The following is a 17,094-nucleotide window of genomic DNA, read 5'->3' on the forward strand; positions in this document are numbered from 1 at the left end:
CGTTGTCAGGAGCCCGGCGCCGGGAACCCGGACGTCAGGAACCCGTACTGCCCAGCAGCCAGCCGGCGACGTCGCTGCGGAGCACCAGCAGCGGACCTCCGGTGGCGTTCACGTTGCCGTTTGGCACGTAGTAGCCGCGGCCCGATCCTGTTCCGCCGGCTGCACGGTCCAGGGCATCAACCAGGTGCCGCGGCAGGTGGCCCTGGGGGCCGAGGCCGCGGAGCTCATCACGTTCTTCCGGCGTAAGCCGTCCCAAGACATCAGCAATGTTGGCCATGACGGGTCCCGTCCCTTCCGAGCAGAGTGCCAAGCTAGGTGCCTGAAGGAATAACCTAAAGCAGTGCCGTGAACTCCACGTTAACGGCAGACTGCAATTGCGGATTTTCGAACGGGACCGGGAGGGCCAATGCCAGTTCTCAGCGCAGGCCTGCTGCTGTACCGGCAGGACCCGGTCAGCGGCCCCGCACCCGGGGACGGTTTGCGGGTCTGGATAGCCCACATGGGCGGCCCCTTCTGGGCGCGCAAGGACGCCCACGCCTGGTCCATCCCCAAAGGAGAGTACGCCGAGGGCGAGGATCCGTTGGCCGCCGCCCTGCGCGAATTCGCCGAGGAGATGGGCACCCCGGCACCGGAAGCCGGGTACCGGCTGCTGGGCCGGTTCCGCCAGCCGTCGGGAAAGCTCATCATGGTATTCGCCGCGGAAGCCGATTTCCAGCCGGACACCATCAGCAGCAATACCTTCCCGCTGGAATGGCCCAAGGGGTCCGGCCGGATCCAGGACTTCCCCGAGATCGACGACGCCCGCTGGTTCCCGGAGCAGGAAGCCCGCCTGAAACTCGTCAAAGGCCAACTGCCCATCCTTGACGCGCTGGCCGCCCACGTCCGGACAGCCCCGGCGCAAGATAGCCAGGCAGAGGGGCGGCAGGCAGAAGGCCGGTGACCCAGCGGCTCACCGGCCTTTGCATTAAGGCAGCGTCAGCCCAAGGAGCTGCTGCTGCCGGCTTTGACCGCCAGCACCGGCCGGTCCGCCTGCATGAGGATCTGCTGGGCGTGGCTGCCCAGGATGAACTTGCCCACCTGGGTGCGGTGCCGGAGGCCGATCACGATCAGGGATGCGTCCACTTCCCGGGCCACGTCCAGGAATTCGTCCGCGAGGTCGTTCTCGTAGGGCGGCTGGATGACGGTGGCGTCGACCCCTGCATCGGCGGCCTGCTTCGCGGCCTTCGCCAGGACGTCCTCCGGCGCCACGGACTTGTCCACCAGCGCTCCCTGCCGCGCCGAGTTCACGATGAAGAGGGGCTTCTGCCGGAGCTGCGCCTCGGCGATGCCGGCGGCAAGGGCCGCCTCGCCGGCCGGCGTGGGAACGAACCCGACAATGATGCTCATACCTTCTCCTTGATGTTCTGGTTGGTGCCGTTCCCGGCGGAGGCGGCTGCCGCCGTCGTGCCTTTACGGGCGGCGATCATGCTGCGGACGCCCGGCAGCACGGCCACCAGGACGAAGACCGCCAACAGGGTTGCCGAGATGGGGCGGGTGAAGAAGCCGGTGGGGTCGCCGCCGAAGACCAGCAGCGAACGCCGCAGCGAGCTTTCGAGCAGCTCACCGAGGACGAAGGCCAGGACCAGGGGCCCGGGTTCGAAGCCGAATTTCTTCATCAGGTAGCCCAGCACCCCGAAGAAGACCACGAGGGTCACGTCGAACATGCTGTTGTTGATGGTGTAGGCACCCAGCAGGGTGATCAGCGCCGTGATCGGGGCGAGGATCGCGGCGCGGACGCGCAGGATCCGGACGAAGATGCCCACCAGGGGAAGGCTCATGATCAGCAGCAGGATGTTGCCGATGTACATGGAGTTCACCACGCCCCAGAACAGGTCCGGGTTCTGTTCCACCAGCTGCGGACCCGGCGTCACGCCCTGGATCAGCAGCGCACCGAACATCAGTGCCATGGTTGCGTTCGCGGGAATGCCAAGGGTCAGCAGCGGGATGAACGACGACGTTGCTGCCGCGTTGTTCGCCGTCTCCGGCCCGGCCACGCCCTCGGGGGCGCCCTTGCCGAACCGCTCCGGCTGCTTGGCCCGCTTCTTTTCCATGGCGTAGGAGGCCATGGAGGCGATGGTGGCACCGCCGCCGGGCAGGATGCCGAGGAAGAAGCCGAGGACCGAACCGCGGCTGATGGCACCGGAGGCGTACTTAAGGTCCGACTTCGAGGGCCAGACGTTGGAGACTTTCGACGGCGCCTTGGCGGCCCGGTGCCGTTCCTCGAGGTTGTAGAGGATCTCGCCGAGGCCGAAGAGGCCCATGGCGATGGGCACGAAGTCGATGCCGTCCGCCAGCTGCAGGCTGCCGAAGGTGAAGCGGCTTTCGCCGGTGAAGACGTCGCGGCCCACGGTGGCGAGCAGGAGTCCGACGGCAGCCGCGATCAGGGCCTTGGCCTTGGAACCGCCGCTGATGGTCGCCACCAGCAGGATGCCCAGCATCGCCAGGGCTGAGTACTCCGCGGGCCCGAAGTCGAGGGCGAATCCCGCCACGACCGGGGCCAGGAAGGTCAGGCCGATGATGGCGGCGGTCCCGCCGATGAAGGAACCGATCGCGGCCAGTCCGAGGGCGGTTCCGGCCTTGCCTTGCCTGGCCATCTGATACCCGTCGAAGACCGTGACCACCGACGACGCCTCGCCGGGGAGCCGGAGCAGGACGGAGGTGATGGTGCCGCCGTACTGGGCGCCGTAGAAGATGCCGGCGAGCATGATGATCGCGGTGACGGGCTCCACGCTGTAGGTCAGCGGGAGGAGGATGGCGATGGTGGCTGCCGGCCCCAGCCCGGGCAGCACGCCGATCAGCATGCCGATCACCACGCCGATGAGGCAGTACAGCAGGTTCATCGGTTCCAGGACGACCGAGAAACCGTTGAGGACGGGATTAAGGAAATCCACGGTGGTCTCCTAGAAGAGGTGGGGAATGGAGGTGCCGAGCGCCAGGACGAAAATCCCGTAGAACGCTGCGACGACGATGGCGCTGACCAGCAGGGTGGAGCGCCAGGTTTCGCTGCCGAGGAACTTCATCCAGATGATGCACAGGATGAGGGACGGGATCTCGAAGCCGATGGCGGGCATCAGGGCCACCATCGCCGCGAGCGTGGCCAGGCCGGTGAGCGGGGCGAAGGACATCCGCGTGAATTTCTCCGCGTCCCGGTTATGCCGGCCCCACACCAGCTGGAAGATCGCCAGGGCCACCATCACGCAGCTGGTCAGGAAGGGCCAGAGCCCCGGTTCCGGCTTCTCCGGGGTGCCAAGTCCCATGGCGACGGACAGCGCCAAGGCCCCGATTCCGACGGCGAGTACCACCAGGGAGGAGGCCGCGTTGGCGAGCGGCCCGGCAGCAGGAGGCTTCTCTTCCTCCCACTGCGCGGCAAGTTCTTCCGGGGTCAGGGCTTCAGGGAGTTCGGCCACGGCTGGAGTCGTCTCCATGGGTTATTTGTTCCCGCCGAGGCTGATGCCGTACTTCTCCACCAGGGACTTGTACTTCGCGGCGTAGTCCTTCCACTGCGTAACAACTTCCTCGCCGGAGATCTCCTTGGGGGTCAGGAGGTTCTTCTTGTTGAACTCCTGGTAGGCATCGGTCTTGAAGGTGTCCTTGAAGGCGGCAGCGAGCTTGTCCTTGACGTCCTGGGGAGTTCCCTTGGGAGCCGCGACGGCGCGGTACTGTGCCACCGGCACGTCGTAGCCCGCTTCCTTGGCGGACGGAACATCAGGCAGGAAGCTGTTGCGATCTTCGGAGAAGACCAGCAGCGGCGCCACCTTCCCGGCCTGGATCTGGGCCATGGCCTCACCGAGCTGGATGGTGGCCAGCTCAACCTGGTTGCCCAGGACGGCGGTCAGGGCGGGCTTGCCGCTGTCGAAGGGCACGTCGGTTCCCTGCACGTTGGCCTGCTTGAACAGGACGGTCTGCGCGAGCTGGCTGCCCGTGCCCACGCCGGTGGTGCCGAACGTGACGTTCCGGCCGGCGGAGGTGACGTCCTTGAAGCTCTTGAACCCCGAACCCTGGCTGGCCACCAACACGTAGTCGTCCTGGGAGAGGCCGGTGATGATATCCAGGTCATCCAGGTTGACGGCCTCGTCCTTGCTCACGGCAAGGGGCGTGATGGTGATCAGGGACGCGGTCAGGAGGATCAGTTCCTGGCCGTCGGCGGGCTTGCCGGCAACTTCCTTCGTGGCGAGTGCACCGTTGGCACCGGGCTTGTTGACCACCGGCATGGGGGCGGACAGGGTCTTCGCAGCGCCGTCCGCGAGCGCCCGTGCGATCAGGTCCGTGCTGCCACCTGCCGCCTGGCCCACGGTGAGGGTCACCGGCCCCGACGGGTACTCCGACGAATTTCCGGCAGCGGCTCCGCCGGCAACATTGCCGCCGCAGGCCGTCAGTGCCAGCAAGGTGAAGACCGACGCCGTTCCGAGGACGGCGCGGCGTGACGGGAAGTGCAACATTGGAACTCCTAAGGGCAACTGGGGCCGGACCGGCCCGAAACTTCTGTGAAGGGGGTCACCCCCGCTTCGCTTTGTCGAGTGTAGGGAGCGGCTATGATGCCTGTCTAAGCCCTTATCTGCATCATTTGATACCCGGAAGGCATCATGTTTACTTTCGACCAGCTGGCCGGGTTCATCGCCGTGGCCGAGGAACTCCACTTCGGCAGGGCGGCGGAGCGCCTGAATATGACACAGCCCCCGTTGAGCCGGCAGATCCAGAAGCTGGAGAAGATCGTCGGCGCCGAGCTGCTGGAGCGGGACAACCGCAAGGTGGAGCTGACCTCGGCCGGGCACGCCTTCCTCGACGAGGCGCGCCGGCTCATGGCGCTTGCGGAGCGGGCACCGGCGGCGGCCCGGCGCATCGCCACGGGCCAGTCGGGGCTATTGCGCATCGGATTTACCGCGGCCAGCGGCTTCAGCATCCTGGGTCCGCTGCTGGAGGAACTGGCCAGGATTATTCCAGACGTCGACATCGAGCTGGAGGAGCTGGTCACCGGAGAGCAGCTGGCCGGGCTGCTGACCGGCGAACTGGACCTGGGGCTGGCCAGGCCCCCCTTCGACCGGGAGTCGTTCGACTCCCACCTCCTGTACCGGGAATCGATGGTCCTGGCGGTGCCGGAGGACCATCCCCTGGCGCGGCTGGGCCGCGACATCACCGCGGACGACTTCCGGGATGAACCCCTGATCATGCACTCCCCCACCCAGGCCCGGTACTTCTACGACCTGGTGGTCCGGATGCTCCCCATCCGGCACGCCAACGTGGTGCATACGGTCAGCCAGATCCTCACCATGGTCTCGCTGGTGGCCGCCAAGCGCGGAGTCGCCTTCGTGCCACACTCGGCCACGCTCCTGGGCATCCGCGGGGTGGAGTTCCTCCCGCTCGAGGGCGGCAGCAGTGAGCAGGTGGAGCTGCACGCCCTCTGGAACCGTCGGATCACCAACCCCGCATTGGCCCGCCTCCTGCGGGACCTGGAGTTCGCCATGGAGTAGCGGAGACGGCTAACCGCGATCATGCTGTGAAGGTATCAATACATATAAAAATGCACTTAGACAGGCATCAGAAGCGCTCCTACGCTGGGAAGGAATCATCAGCCCCTGCCGCCCGCCGGCGCCCAGACCGAAGGACCCACACCGTGGCCAAGTACACACCCCAGGAACTCGCGGACACACTCAAGGAAGGCCTGCTCTCCTTTCCCGTGACCTCTTTCGATGCGGACCTGCAGTTCGATGAAGAGAACTACCGCAAGCACCTGGCGTGGCAGGCGAGCTTCCCGGTGGCCGGCCTGTTCGCTGCGGGCGGCACCGGCGAAGGCTTCTCCCTCACCGCCGCCGAGTCGGAGCGAGTGGTGCGCACCGCCGTCGACGAAGTGGGAAGCCGGGTACCAGTCCTTGCCTCGGCCGGCGGTTCCACCGCCCAGGCCATCGGGAACGCACGGGCAGCCGAAGCCGCCGGCGCCGAAGGCATCCTCCTGCTACCGCCCTATCTGACGGAAGCGGACCAGGACGGCCTGGTGGAGCACGTCAGCGCCGTTTGCCGCGCCACGTCGCTGGGCGTCATCATCTACAACCGCGCCAACGCCATCTACAAGGACACCACGGTGGCCACCCTGGCCGACCGGCACCCCAACCTGATCGGTTTCAAGGACGGCGTGGGCGACCTGGAACACGACGCCCGCGTCTACGCCAAGCTCGGCGACCGGCTCTTCTACCTGGGTGGCCTGCCCACCGCCGAAACCTTCGCCCTGCCGCTGCTGCAGCTGGGCATGAGCACCTACTCCAGCGCCATGTACAACTTCGTCCCGCAGTTCGCCCTGGACTTCTACCAGGACGTCCGCAACCAGGACCGCGCAGCCGTGAACAAGAAGCTCAACGACTTCGTCATTCCGTACCTGGACATCCGTGACCGGGTGAAAGGCTACGCTGTGTCCATCGTCAAGGGCGGGCTGGACGCCATCGGCCGTTCCGCCGGCCCGGTCCGCACCCCGCTGCAGAACCTGGCTCCGCAGGACCTCGCGGACCTCAAAGCCCTGATCGCCACCGTTTCCTAGCCGTCGCCGCAGACAGCACCGCTCCCAGCACAGGAGGACCCCATGCCCCTCACCGGCCATTCACTCATTGCCGGCAGGACCGTCGCCGGCCAAGGCAAGACCACCAACGGTTTCAACCCGGCCACCAACCAGGCCCTCGAGCCCGCCTACACGCTGCTCACCGAAGGGCAGCTCGCGACGGCGACCGCGGCAGCCGCCGAGGCGTTCCCGTCCTTCAGCAGCCTGGACCCGGAAACCCACGCCTCGTTCCTCGAAGCGATCGCCGACAACATCGAGGCCATCGGCGAGGAACTCCTCACCCGCGCCGGCGAAGAAACGGGGCTTCCCCACGCCCGGCTGCAGGGCGAACGCGCCCGCACCACCGGCCAGCTGCGCCTCTTCGCCGGGGTCGTCCGGCAGGGCGACTTCCGCGGCGTCCGCATCGACCCCGCCCTCCCCGAACGGACTCCGCTGCCCCGCGCCGACATCCGCCAGCGCCAGATCCCCCTCGGCCCCGTGGCCGTGTTCGGCGCCAGCAACTTTCCGCTGGCCTTCTCGACAGCGGGCGGAGACACGGCGTCGGCCCTCGCAGCCGGCTGCCCCGTCGTCTTCAAAGCCCACAACGCCCACCCCGGCACCAGCGAACTGGTCGGCCAGGCGGTCACCAAAGCCGTCAAGGATGCAGGCCTGCACCCCGGCGTGTTCTCGCTGATCTACGGCCCCGGATCCAGCATCGGCCAGGCCCTCGTCGCCGACCCCGCCATCAAGGCCGTCGGCTTCACCGGCTCCCAGTCCGCCGGCATCGCCCTAATGCGCACCGCCGCCGCACGCCCGGAACCCATCCCGGTCTACGCCGAAATGTCCTCCCTGAACCCCGTCTTCGTCTTCGAAGGCGCCCTTACCGGCCCCGCCGAAGACATCGACGCCCTCGCCTCCGCTTACGTCACTGCGGTGACGGGCAGTTCCGGCCAGCTCTGCACCTCCCCGGGCCTGCTGTTCGCCCCCGCCGGCGAGGCAGGCGACAAACTCGCCGCCGCCGTCGGACGCGCCATCGCCGCCTCCCCCGGACAAACCATGCTCACCGAAGGCATCGCCAACTCCTGGAACACCGGAACCCTGGCACTCGGCAGCGCGGACGGCGTCGAACTGATCGGCCAGGGCACCCCCGGCACCACCCGGAACGCCCCCGCCCCGGCCATCTACGGCACCCAGGTCAGGGACTTCGTCACCAACCATGTCCTGCACGAGGAAATCTTCGGCGCCGCATCCCTGCTCATCCGCTACAACAGCGCCGGGGACCTCCTCGAGGCCGCCGCCCGGATCGAAGGCCAGCTCACCGCCACCCTGCAGCTCACCGAACAGGACTACCCCACGGCGGCTCCCCTGGTCCCCGTCCTCGAACAAAAGGTCGGGCGCATCATCGTCAACGGCTGGCCCACCGGCGTCGAGGTAGGCCACGCCATGGTCCACGGCGGCCCCTTCCCCGCCACCTCCGACTCCCGCACCACCTCCGTGGGCACGCTGGCCATCAACCGGTTCCTCCGGCCCGTCGCCTACCAGAACCTCCCCCAGGAACTGCTCCCGCAGCCCCTCCAGGACACCAACCCCTGGCACCTCAACCGCCGCATCGACGGCGACGTAGTCCCGGCAGCAGAGAAAGCAGAAGTCAGCGCATGAGCAACCAGCCCACCATTGCCGGCATTGAGGTAGTACCGGTCGCCGGGCACGACAGCATGCTGATGAACCTCAGCGGCGCCCACGGCCCCTTCTTCACCCGCAACGTGGTCATCCTGACGGACTCAGACGGGCGCACCGGGCTGGGCGAGGTACCCGGCGGCGAAAAGATCCGCACCACCATCGAGGAAGCCGGAGCCCTGCTCAAGGGCAAGCCGGTGGCCCGCTACCGCTCGCTGCTGCGTGACATCGCGGCGGAGTTCGCCGACCGGGACGCCGGCGGCCGCGGCCTGCAAACCTTCGACCTGCGCACCACCGTGCACGCCGTAACCGCTGTGGAGTCCGCACTGCTGGACCTGCACGGACAGTTCCTCGGCGTCCCCGTGGCCGAACTGCTCGGCGACGGGCAGCAGCGCACCTCGGTCCCAATGCTTGGCTACCTGTTCTTCGTCGGCGACCACGCACGGACGGACCTGCCGTACCTGGTGGAGGAATCGCCGTCGGACCGCTGGGAGCAGCTCCGCCGCCAGGAGGCCATGACCCCGGAGGCCGTCGTCGCCCTCGCCGAAGCCGCCCAGGAACGCTACGGGTTCAGCGACTTCAAGCTCAAGGGCGGCGTGCTGTCCGGCGACGCCGAAGTGGATGTGGTCACGGCGCTGGCACAGCGCTTCCCGGACGCACGCGTCACCCTTGACCCGAACGGCGGCTGGCTCCTTGAGGAAGCCATCCGGCTGGGCAAGCGCATGCAGGGCGTGGTGGCCTACGCCGAGGATCCCTGCGGCGCCGAGGGGCGCTTCTCCGGACGCGAGGTCATGGCCGAGTTCCGCCGGGCCACCGGACTGAAGACCGCCACCAACATGATCGCCACCGACTGGCGGGAAATGTCGCACGCGGTCCGGAGCAACGCGGTCGACATCCCGCTGGCCGACCCGCACTTCTGGACCATGCACGGCTCGGTCCGGGTGGCGCAGCTGTGCAAAGAATTCGGCCTGACCTGGGGCTCGCACTCGAACAACCACTTCGACATCTCGCTGGCCATGTTCACCCACACCGGCGCGGCGGCCCCGGGAGAGATCACCGCCCTGGACACGCACTGGATCTGGCAGGACGGCCAGGGCCTCACCAGGGACCCGCTGCAAATCAGAAACGGCGCCATTGAGGTCCCCAACAAGCCGGGCCTGGGCATCGAACTGGACCGCGCAGCACTGGACAAAGCCCACCAGCTCTACCTCAAGCACGGCCTCGACGCCCGCGATGACAGCATCGGCATGCAGTACTACATCGACGGCTGGTCCTTCGACCCCAAACGCCCCTGCCTGGTGAGGTAACAGCAGTCCGCCAACGGACCCCACGAAAGACAGCCCGCCAAGGCCCGTCCCTGGCGGGCTGTCCGGTACATTCTTCCAAGGCCCCCGCCTTGCCCTCCCCCAAAAGGAAACAATCAATGAAGTCTCCGGACAACGCTGTCCTGGACCTGGCATCCGCCACCAGGAAATTCTTCAAGCGCGTCCTCCCCGTCATGCTGGTCATGCTTGTCTGCAACCAGCTCAACCGGTCCAACATCGGCTACGCCCAGGACCATCTCCAGGCCGACGTCGGCATCGGAGCCGCTGCATACGGCTTCGGCGCCGGCCTGTTCTTCATCGCCTACGCGATTTTTGAACTGCCCAGCAACGTGATGATGGAAAAGTATGGCGCCAAAGTCTGGCTGACGCGGATCATGGTCAGCTGGGGCGCCGTCTCGTTCCTCATGGCGTTCGTCCAGAACGAGGCCATGTTCTACGTCCTGCGGTTCCTGCTCGGCGCCGCGGAGGCCGGGTTCTTCCCCGCGGTGATCTTCTACTTCGCCCGCTGGGTACCGGCCGGCCAGCGCGGCAAGGCCACCGCGGTCTTCATTGCCGGTTCCTCGGTGGCAGCCGCGCTCTCCGGGCCCATTGCCGGCACGCTGCTGACCCTGGACGGCGCGATGGGGATGCACGGCTGGCAGTGGCTTTTCGGCTTTGAAGGCATCATCTCCGTTTTGGTGGGCATTGTGGTCTTCTTCCTCCTGGACGCAAGGATCCAGGACGCCCGCTGGCTCTCGCCCGCGGAAAAGGACGCGCTGTCCCGGGCCATCAGAGCCGAGGATGAACAGCACACCGCGGCGGACTCCGGGAAGGCCAACCGGTGGAAGATGCTGCTGAACCCGCAGATCCTGCTGCTGTGCGGCATCTATTTCGCCATCCAGCTGTCCATCTACGCCAACACGTTCTGGCTGCCCAGCATCGTCAAGCGGATTCCCGGTACCACCGATCTCTCAGCCGGGTTCCTGTCCGCCATCCCGTGGATCTGCGCCGTGTTCGCGATGTACTTCGCCGCCAAGTGGCAGGACAAGGCTGCATCCAGGAAACCCCTGCTGGTCGCCGCCCTGTTGGTCGCCGCCGTCGGCACGTACGCGGCCGCGGTGGCCTCGCCGGTGCTTGCGCTGGTCTTCCTGGCTGTCGCCGCCATGGGCTTCAAGAGCGCGTCCCCGCTGTTCTGGACCATCCCGCAGTCCGGCCTGCACCCGCTGGTCCTGGCGCCGGCGATCGCCATCATCAACTCGCTGGGAAACCTGGGCGGATTCGTGGCGCCGTTCGGCTTCGGCATCATCAAGGAGCAGACCGGCAGCGTGATCCCCGGGCTCTTCGCCCTGGCCGCGGCCTCCGCTGTGGCAGCCGGCCTGGTCTACTTCCTCAAGGAACGCCGCACGGACGCCGGCGGATCCCGTACCCATGCCGCGGACCTGGACGGAGAGGCAGCGGTCCCCGCACCGTTCCGGCGTTTTCGGCGCTTCCGCTACGCCCCGGTGATCACCAGGGCCACGCTGTGCCCGCCGAAACCGAAGGCATTCACCAGGCCGGCCGGGGCGGAGCCGGCGGGAAGGGCGAACGCGGTTTCGGTGACGACGTTCAGGTCCACTTCCGGGTCCAGCCCGTCCACGTTCAGGGTCCCGGGCAGCTGTCCGGTGCGCAGGGCTTCGAGGACCACGACGGCGGCCAGCGCACCGGCGCCGCCCAGCAGGTGTCCGGTGTGCCCCTTGGTGGACGTCACCGGCACGGAGGACCCGAAGACGGCGCCGATGGCCTGGCCCTCCAGCCGGTCGCCCACCGGGGTGGAGGTGGCATGGGCGTGGACGAACCCGATGTCCGCGGGCTGCATCCCTGCCGAATCCAGTGCTTTCTGCATGACCCGGCGCTGCATGGCGGGGTCGGCGGCCACGATGTCGTGGGCGTCGGAGGTCACCGCTCCCCCGGCCACGGCACCCAGGACGGCGGCGCCGCGGGCACGGGCGTGCTCTTCGCTCTCCAGCACCACCACGCCGGCCCCCTCGGCCAGCACGAAGCCGTCGCGGCCGCCGTCGAACGGCCGCGATGCCTGCCGCGGATCTCCGGGGCGGGTGGACAGTGCACGGATCTGGGCGAAGCCGCTGATCACCAGGTCGTTCACGGAGGCGTCCACGCCCCCGGCAATCACGACGTCGGCGGCACCGGAGCGGATCAGCTCAGCGGCCTGGACAATCGCCTCAGCCCCGGAGGCGCAGGCGCTGACCGGAGTCCGCGCGCCGCCGCGCGCTCCGAGGTCGATGGACACCCACGCGGCCGGCCCGTTGGCCATCAGCCGGGTCAGGGTGTGCGGCGAGACTTTGCGCGGGCCGGACGCAGCCAGCGTGCGGTCCTGCTCGATGGTGGAACCGAGGCCGCCGTATGCGGAGCCGATGACCACGGCGAACCTTTCCGGGTCCACCTCCGGCGCGCAGGCCTGGGCCCATGCCTCCCGGGCGGCGATCAGCGCGAGCTGGCCGCAGCGGTCCATCCGCTTCATCTCGCGGGTGCTGAGGTGCTGCGAAAGATCCGCTGACACCTGGCCGGCGATCTTCACGGGCAAAGGCGCCGCCCAGTCCTCTGCCAGCTCTGCGATGCCGGACTCCCCGGCGAGCAAGGCTTCCCAGGTTTCCTTGACGGTGGCCCCGAGTGGGTTGATGGTGCCGGCGCCGGTGACGACGGCCCGGGGTTGGGTTGCTGACACTGTGGCCTACTTTGCCGGGTTGTGCGTGCCGATGGGCACGAGGGTGAGGTCCGGGTGGTTCTTTTCGATCCGCCGCAGGGCCCAGACGTCGTTGAACAGGGCGAGGTATTCGCCGTCGGAGCGAAGAAGCACCTCCGCGCCGGGCACGTTGGCCAGCGCGGGCATGGCGTCCGCCGTCGAAATCCTTGCGAGCGAGTACGGCAGGCGTTCCAGGCGCATGGGGGCGCTGAAGTCGTGCGCCATGCGGTCCTCCACCACCTCGAACTGCATGGGCCCGACGGCGGCAAGCACCGGCGCCTGGTCACCGCGGAGGTCGGAGCGGAGCAGCTGGATGACGCCCTCATGCTCGAGCTGCTCGATGCCGCGCCGGAACTGCTTGAACTTGCTGGGGTCCTTGGACCGGGCCACCTGGAAGTGCTCGGGGGCGAACAGCGGAATGGCGGGGTATTCCACGGATTCCTCAAGGAACAGGCTGTCGCCCACGCGCAGGGAGGAGGCGTTGACCAAGCCCACGACGTCCCCGGGGTAGGCCTCGTCGATGACTTCGCGTTCGCGGCCGAATACCTGCTGGGCGTACTTGGTGGCGAAGGATTTGCCGGTGCGGGTCTGGGTGACCACCATGCCGCGCTCAAAGACGCCGGAGCACACGCGGATGAAGGCCACATGGTCGCGGTGCGCCTTGTTCATGCCGGCCTGGACCTTGAAGACGAACCCGGAGAACGGGGCCTCGACCGGGCGGGGGGTGCCTTCGATGTCCGGCCGCGGTGCCGCCGCGGGGGCAAAGTCCACCAGCGCGTCCAGCAGTTCCTTGACGCCGAAGTTGAGGGCAGCGGAGCTGAACAGGATGGGGGTGGCCTTCCCGGCGTGGAAGGCGTCGACGTCGAACTCAAGGTTGGACTCGATCACCAGCCCGGCCTCGTCCACGGCGTCGGACCAGTTGTTGCCTTGGTCTTCGGCGGCTTCCTCGGGGGTGAAGTATTCGGTGATGGCGATCTGGGCGCCGGCGTTGTTGCGCTGGAAGCGGGCGAAGCGGTCGTTGCGGAGGTCCCAGACGCCGCGGAAGTCGCCGGAGATGCCCACCGCCCAGGTCAGCGGCATGGGCTGCAGGCCGGTGCGTTCGGTGATTTCGTCCATCAGCGCCAGGGCGTCCAGGCCGGGGCGGTCCCACTTGTTGATGACGGTGATGATGGGCAGGTTCCGCTGCTTGCAGACCTCGAACAGCTTCATGGTCTGGGTTTCCAGGCCCTTGGCGGCGTCCACGAGCATCACGGCGCAGTCGACGGCGGCGAGCACCCGGTAGGTGTCCTCCGAGAAGTCGGCGTGGCCGGGGGTGTCCAGGAGGTTGATGACGGTGTCCCGGTAGGAGAACTGCAGCGCCGCGGAGCTGATGGAGATGCCGCGGTCCTTTTCCATCTGCATCCAGTCCGAGACCGTTTCCTTGCGGTTGGCCTTGCCGCTGGAGGCACCGGCCGTCCCGATGACCTTCGCGTGCAGGGCAAGCGCCTCGGTGAGGGTGGACTTGCCGGCGTCAGGGTGCGAGATGACGGCGAAGGTCCTGCGGCGGCCCGCCTCTTTGTGAATCGCATTGATCCGGGCGGGGGTCAGGACGTCTTGGGACACGGTGCTACTTTCGCTGCGGTTGTGGCTGCCCTGGCCTTTTGAGTATCGGGCTGCGGCGCGTGGGCCGGGACTGTGGCAATCAGCCAAAATCCAAGTTTATCGCAGACGCTTTAATCCGGTGTGGCGCGCCGGGCGGGGCGGCGCTTAACGCCGGCGAAACCGGGCGTTCAAGGCCGCGAAATGCCGGGCGGCTAGCTTGGGCGCATGATGCACGGTCTCACTTTCTCCGGCAATCTCTTCTTTGATCCGCTGGCCACCAACCTCGCCCCCAAACTTGCCGCCGCCCCCGCCGCCGCGGGGGCGCAGGACCCGGACGCCGTCCCTGCCGCTGCCGCGTCCCCCGCGCCGGCCCGGAAACGCGGGGTCCAGACAGCCGCGGAACACAAAGCCCTGCGCGCCGCGTCCCTGTCGAAGGTCAGCAACGAGCTGGAGAGGATGCTCAGGGAGCGCAGGCGCTGAGATTCCGCCACCGGCTCCGCGCGGACGGCATGATGGGTCCATGCGCAGCATCGAGCTGGTCTTTGACGACTCCACCGATTCGGCCATCAGGGCCGACTGGTCCAGGCTGGCGGAGGCCGGCCTGCCCAGCCTGGCCGGACATTCCTCGCCCAGCAACAGCCCGCACATTACGTTGGCCGCCGGCCCGCAACTCGAGTGCGGTTCCCCGGATGGGCTCTGGACGGCGCTGCCGATTGCCGTCGGGTTCCCGGGGGCTGTCATCTTTCCGGCGGGCAAGGGCAGCTACGTCCTGGCCCGGTTGGTTGTCCTGGGCACTCCCCTGCTGGAGCTGCACCAGCGCCTTCACCAGCACGTATCGGGCGCGTTGCCGCTCACGCTGCCGGGCGCATGGACCCCGCACGTGACTCTCGCCCGCCGCATTTCCGGGCAGCAACTGGCCAGCGCCATGGACCTGCTGGACCTGCGTTTTGAAGGGCAGTGCACCGGTGCCAGGCTGTGGGACGGCAGCACCAAGACGGTCACGCCGCTGTAAGCGGGGCTTTGGCCGGGGCACCGGATCCCGACCAGACGGAAGCCAAAATGCGCGCCGCGCCACCCGCCGTCGAACGCATTCCGAAGGGGCTTACGGGCACCCCCTAATGGGGCACTTTGGGGCTTGCCCGTGCGGAAGTTGGGATTCTTGCCCCTATCATTGAGCTTGCGGGAATCAGAGCACTTTTTGATCCTGCCGGCCAGCTGCGCGGGCCGGCATTTCCTGCGGGCGGCGGTCCGCACCTTTGAAGGGATACACCTATGGCGCGGAGCCCCGAGGAATCGCTGAGGGCCACTCTGGGCCGGGTGGCACCCGGAACGCCCCTGCGTGACGGGCTGGAGCGGATCCTCCGCGGCCGCACCGGCGCGCTGATCGTGCTGGGCTCGGACCGCACCATCGACTCGATCTGCTCGGGCGGGTTCGATATCGGCATCGAGTTCTCGCCCACCCGCCTGCGCGAGCTGGCCAAGATGGACGGCGCCATCATCTGCGACAAGGACGCGGGGAACATCCTCCGCGCCGCCGTGCAGCTGGTTCCCGATTCGAGCATCGAAACCCAGGAGTCCGGAACCCGGCACCGCACCGCCGAGCGCGTCGCCAAGCAGACCGGCGTCCCGGTGATCTCGGTGAGCCAGTCCATGCAGATCATCGCCCTCTACGTGAACGGGCTGCGGCACGTGCTGGAGGGTTCAGAAAATGTCCTGGCGCGCGCCAACCAGGCCCTGGCAACACTGGAGCGCTACGTGGCACGGCTGGACCAGGTCACCAGCTCCCTTTCCGCCCTGGAGATCGAAGCGATGGTGACCGTCCGGGACGTGGCCGTGACGCTGCAGCGCCAGGAAATGGTCCGCCGCATTTCCGAAGAGATCTCCCAGTACGTCCTTGAACTGGGAGAAGACGGCCGGCTCCTGTCGCTCCAGCTCGATGAGCTCACCGTGGGCAGGGGCCCGGGCAGCGACGTCATCATCCGCGACTACGCCAGCCCCAACACCCCGGCGGAGGACATCGACAAGGCCGTCAGCGAGCTGGTGAACCTGGGACCCACCGAGCTCATCGACCTTGGCAAGATTTCCCAGATCGTGGGGTTTGCCGGCGGCGAAGCCAACCTCGACGCGGTGGTGCAGCCCCGCGGCTACCGCCTCCTGTCCGGCCTGAAGGCGGTACCGAAGGCCGTGGCGGACCGCCTGGTGGACCACTTCGGCGGCCTGCAGTTCCTCATGGCGGCCACCATTGACGACCTCATGACCGTCGACGGCATCGGCGACCAGCGCGCCCGGACCGTCCGCGAGGGCCTGAGCCGGATGGCAGAGGCCAGCCTCCTGGACCGCTTCCTCTAGCCTCTTTTGAACCACCCCATCGCAGGTCAGTTCAGCTGGAAGACCGCTTTCGGGCTGGCCCGTGAACCCAGCTTGGCCGTGAAGATGTAGTAGGCCCCGCCGCCGCCCGGTGCTGCAGCAACCGCCTTGCAACCCTCTGCGCTGCGGGTCCGGGACCACGGGAAGTTCGCCGTCTCGCTCGCCCCGGGAGCGATGACCTTGACCAGATCCTCACTGGATGCCTGGCAGTCCTTCGAAGAGAAGATCCGGTCGGAGCCGCTGGTCACCAGGAACTCCATCTGCGACGTCCCGATGTTGACTTCACAGGGGACGGTGCCGCCGTTGGTCACCTTCAGCGTCAGCAGGGGGTTCTCGCCCGGTCCGTAGGACTGCTTGTCCGTGGCCGCCGTGACGGTCACGAGGTTCTGGTTGCACGCCGGTGTTGCCGAAGTGGTGGGCGAGGGAGTGGCCGACGGCGTGGCGGACGGAGCAGCGGAAGCGGACGCCGCCGGGGTGGCCGTGGCGTCCGGAGTGGGGTCGGCGGACGCAGTCTGGGTGGCTGACGCCTGTTCGGAGCCGGCCTTGAACGCCCCTGCCAGCGCGAAGCCGCTGACCACCAGCGCGACCACCAGCAGTAGTGCCCCGCCAACGACCAGCCTGCGCCGGCGGTACACGGCGGCGCTCGGCTTCCGGACGCTGCTGGAACCGGATGCCTTGCGTGATGGTGAATCGCCCTGCCTGCCCATCCTCCTAGGCTAGGGAACCCCTCCGGTTCTGCCGCGCCACCACGCCGCCGCGCGGACAACGCGTGGGTCACATCCGCTTTTCGGCGCCCCCGAAGGCATCCACTACAGTGTTGGGATCGACACTCAAACCTCCCCCAGGACCAGGACCAGGACCAG

General features: G+C 67.7%; 16 protein-coding genes and 1 pseudogene. 9 read left to right on the forward strand and 8 right to left on the reverse strand.

All coding sequences use genetic code 11. The annotated features are described in order from the left end of the window. Positions 1-34: 34 nt before the first annotated feature. The gene (locus ACYSM9_RS02025; protein ID WP_461855325.1) at positions 35-277 is read right to left on the reverse strand and encodes a hypothetical protein; all 243 of its coding nucleotides are present in this window, start codon (positions 275-277) and stop codon (positions 35-37) included. A gap of 129 nt (positions 278-406) precedes the next feature. Here ACYSM9_RS02025 and ACYSM9_RS02030 point away from each other — a divergent pair, with 129 nt between their 5' ends. Next, entirely contained in the window at positions 407-940 is a 534-nt protein-coding gene (locus tag ACYSM9_RS02030) for an NUDIX domain-containing protein (RefSeq protein ID WP_461855326.1), read from the forward strand. A 35-nt stretch (positions 941-975) separates the two neighbouring features. Here ACYSM9_RS02030 and ACYSM9_RS02035 read toward each other — a convergent pair whose 3' ends face one another. The 4 genes from ACYSM9_RS02035 to ACYSM9_RS02050 are packed head-to-tail and all read right to left on the reverse strand — an operon-like array spanning position 976 to position 4,478. After that, positions 976-1,386 (reverse strand): universal stress protein, encoded by a 411-nt coding sequence (locus tag ACYSM9_RS02035; RefSeq protein WP_461855327.1) that lies wholly within the window; start codon positions 1,384-1,386, stop codon positions 976-978. Then, on the reverse strand, positions 1,383-2,930 hold the full coding sequence (locus ACYSM9_RS02040; RefSeq protein ID WP_461855328.1) for a tripartite tricarboxylate transporter permease: 1,548 nt from the start codon (positions 2,928-2,930) through the stop codon (positions 1,383-1,385). Before ACYSM9_RS02040 ends, ACYSM9_RS02035 begins: the two co-directional genes overlap by 4 nt. 9 nt (positions 2,931-2,939) lie before the next feature. After that, positions 2,940-3,464: a tripartite tricarboxylate transporter TctB family protein gene (locus ACYSM9_RS02045; protein WP_461855329.1), complete on the reverse strand. Its 525-nt coding sequence runs from the start codon at positions 3,462-3,464 to the stop codon at positions 2,940-2,942. Between the two features lie 3 nt (positions 3,465-3,467). Continuing rightward, complete coding sequence (locus ACYSM9_RS02050) at positions 3,468-4,478, reverse strand: Bug family tripartite tricarboxylate transporter substrate binding protein (RefSeq protein WP_461855330.1); 1,011 nt, start codon at positions 4,476-4,478, stop codon at positions 3,468-3,470. Between the two features lie 144 nt (positions 4,479-4,622). On the opposite strand from ACYSM9_RS02050, the gene ACYSM9_RS02055 reads away from it, so the two are divergent. The 5 genes and pseudogenes from ACYSM9_RS02055 to ACYSM9_RS02075 all read left to right on the forward strand — a co-directional run. Then, the gene (locus ACYSM9_RS02055) at positions 4,623-5,507 is read left to right on the forward strand and encodes a LysR family transcriptional regulator (RefSeq protein WP_461855331.1); all 885 of its coding nucleotides are present in this window, start codon (positions 4,623-4,625) and stop codon (positions 5,505-5,507) included. 143 nt (positions 5,508-5,650) lie between these two features. Further along, on the forward strand, positions 5,651-6,565 hold the full coding sequence (gene kdgD, locus ACYSM9_RS02060) for a 5-dehydro-4-deoxyglucarate dehydratase (RefSeq protein ID WP_461855332.1): 915 nt from the start codon (positions 5,651-5,653) through the stop codon (positions 6,563-6,565). Between the two features lie 42 nt (positions 6,566-6,607). Beyond that, positions 6,608-8,221 (forward strand): aldehyde dehydrogenase (NADP(+)), encoded by a 1,614-nt coding sequence (locus tag ACYSM9_RS02065; RefSeq protein ID WP_461855333.1) that lies wholly within the window; start codon positions 6,608-6,610, stop codon positions 8,219-8,221. Further along, positions 8,218-9,546 carry an enolase C-terminal domain-like protein gene (locus ACYSM9_RS02070; RefSeq protein WP_461855334.1) on the forward strand — a complete coding sequence of 443 codons (1,329 nt, stop codon included), beginning with the start codon at positions 8,218-8,220 and terminating at the stop codon, positions 9,544-9,546. Before ACYSM9_RS02065 ends, ACYSM9_RS02070 begins: the two co-directional genes overlap by 4 nt. A gap of 200 nt (positions 9,547-9,746) precedes the next feature. Beyond that, positions 9,747-10,772, forward strand: a pseudogene (locus tag ACYSM9_RS02075) (MFS transporter); the annotation flags it as partial. Positions 10,773-11,035: 263 nt separating this feature from the next. Here the strand turns inward: ACYSM9_RS02075 and ACYSM9_RS02080 are convergent. Further along, a complete protein-coding gene (locus ACYSM9_RS02080; protein ID WP_461855335.1) occupies positions 11,036-12,265 on the reverse strand; it encodes a beta-ketoacyl-[acyl-carrier-protein] synthase family protein in 1,230 nt (409 codons plus the stop codon). Positions 12,266-12,271: 6 nt separating this feature from the next. Further along, a complete protein-coding gene (locus ACYSM9_RS02085; RefSeq protein ID WP_461855336.1) occupies positions 12,272-13,885 on the reverse strand; it encodes a peptide chain release factor 3 in 1,614 nt (537 codons plus the stop codon). Positions 13,886-14,089: 204 nt separating this feature from the next. Between ACYSM9_RS02085 and ACYSM9_RS02090 the strand changes: the two genes are divergently transcribed. From ACYSM9_RS02090 to disA, 3 genes are all read left to right on the forward strand, one after another. Then, entirely contained in the window at positions 14,090-14,344 is a 255-nt protein-coding gene (locus ACYSM9_RS02090) for a hypothetical protein (RefSeq protein ID WP_461855337.1), read from the forward strand. Between the two features lie 40 nt (positions 14,345-14,384). Next, complete coding sequence (locus ACYSM9_RS02095; protein WP_461855338.1) at positions 14,385-14,876, forward strand: 2'-5' RNA ligase family protein; 492 nt, start codon at positions 14,385-14,387, stop codon at positions 14,874-14,876. Between the two features lie 260 nt (positions 14,877-15,136). Further along, entirely contained in the window at positions 15,137-16,213 is a 1,077-nt protein-coding gene (gene disA / locus ACYSM9_RS02100; RefSeq protein WP_461855339.1) for a DNA integrity scanning diadenylate cyclase DisA, read from the forward strand. A gap of 26 nt (positions 16,214-16,239) precedes the next feature. Here the strand turns inward: disA and ACYSM9_RS02105 are convergent, their stop codons facing one another. After that, on the reverse strand, positions 16,240-16,938 hold the full coding sequence (locus ACYSM9_RS02105) for a hypothetical protein (RefSeq protein ID WP_461855340.1): 699 nt from the start codon (positions 16,936-16,938) through the stop codon (positions 16,240-16,242). Positions 16,939-17,094: the final 156 nt, after the last annotated feature.

The organism is Arthrobacter sp. C152 (genome assembly GCF_054890965.1).

Coding starts and splice junctions, on each gene's coding strand:
- ACYSM9_RS02070 (WP_461855334.1), top strand. CDS start 8,218: ATGAGCAACCAGCCCACCATTGCCGGCATTGAGGTAGTACCGGTCGCC.
- ACYSM9_RS02035 (WP_461855327.1), bottom strand. CDS start 1,386: ATGAGCATCATTGTCGGGTTCGTTCCCACGCCGGCCGGCGAGGCGGCC.
- ACYSM9_RS02025 (WP_461855325.1), bottom strand. CDS start 277: ATGGCCAACATTGCTGATGTCTTGGGACGGCTTACGCCGGAAGAACGT.
- ACYSM9_RS02045 (WP_461855329.1), bottom strand. CDS start 3,464: ATGGAGACGACTCCAGCCGTGGCCGAACTCCCTGAAGCCCTGACCCCG.
- ACYSM9_RS02095 (WP_461855338.1), top strand. CDS start 14,385: ATGCGCAGCATCGAGCTGGTCTTTGACGACTCCACCGATTCGGCCATC.
- ACYSM9_RS02105 (WP_461855340.1), bottom strand. CDS start 16,938: ATGGGCAGGCAGGGCGATTCACCATCACGCAAGGCATCCGGTTCCAGC.
- ACYSM9_RS02090 (WP_461855337.1), top strand. CDS start 14,090: ATGATGCACGGTCTCACTTTCTCCGGCAATCTCTTCTTTGATCCGCTG.
- ACYSM9_RS02050 (WP_461855330.1), bottom strand. CDS start 4,478: ATGTTGCACTTCCCGTCACGCCGCGCCGTCCTCGGAACGGCGTCGGTC.
- ACYSM9_RS02055 (WP_461855331.1), top strand. CDS start 4,623: ATGTTTACTTTCGACCAGCTGGCCGGGTTCATCGCCGTGGCCGAGGAA.
- ACYSM9_RS02065 (WP_461855333.1), top strand. CDS start 6,608: ATGCCCCTCACCGGCCATTCACTCATTGCCGGCAGGACCGTCGCCGGC.
- disA (WP_461855339.1), top strand. CDS start 15,137: ATGGCGCGGAGCCCCGAGGAATCGCTGAGGGCCACTCTGGGCCGGGTG.
- ACYSM9_RS02030 (WP_461855326.1), top strand. CDS start 407: ATGCCAGTTCTCAGCGCAGGCCTGCTGCTGTACCGGCAGGACCCGGTC.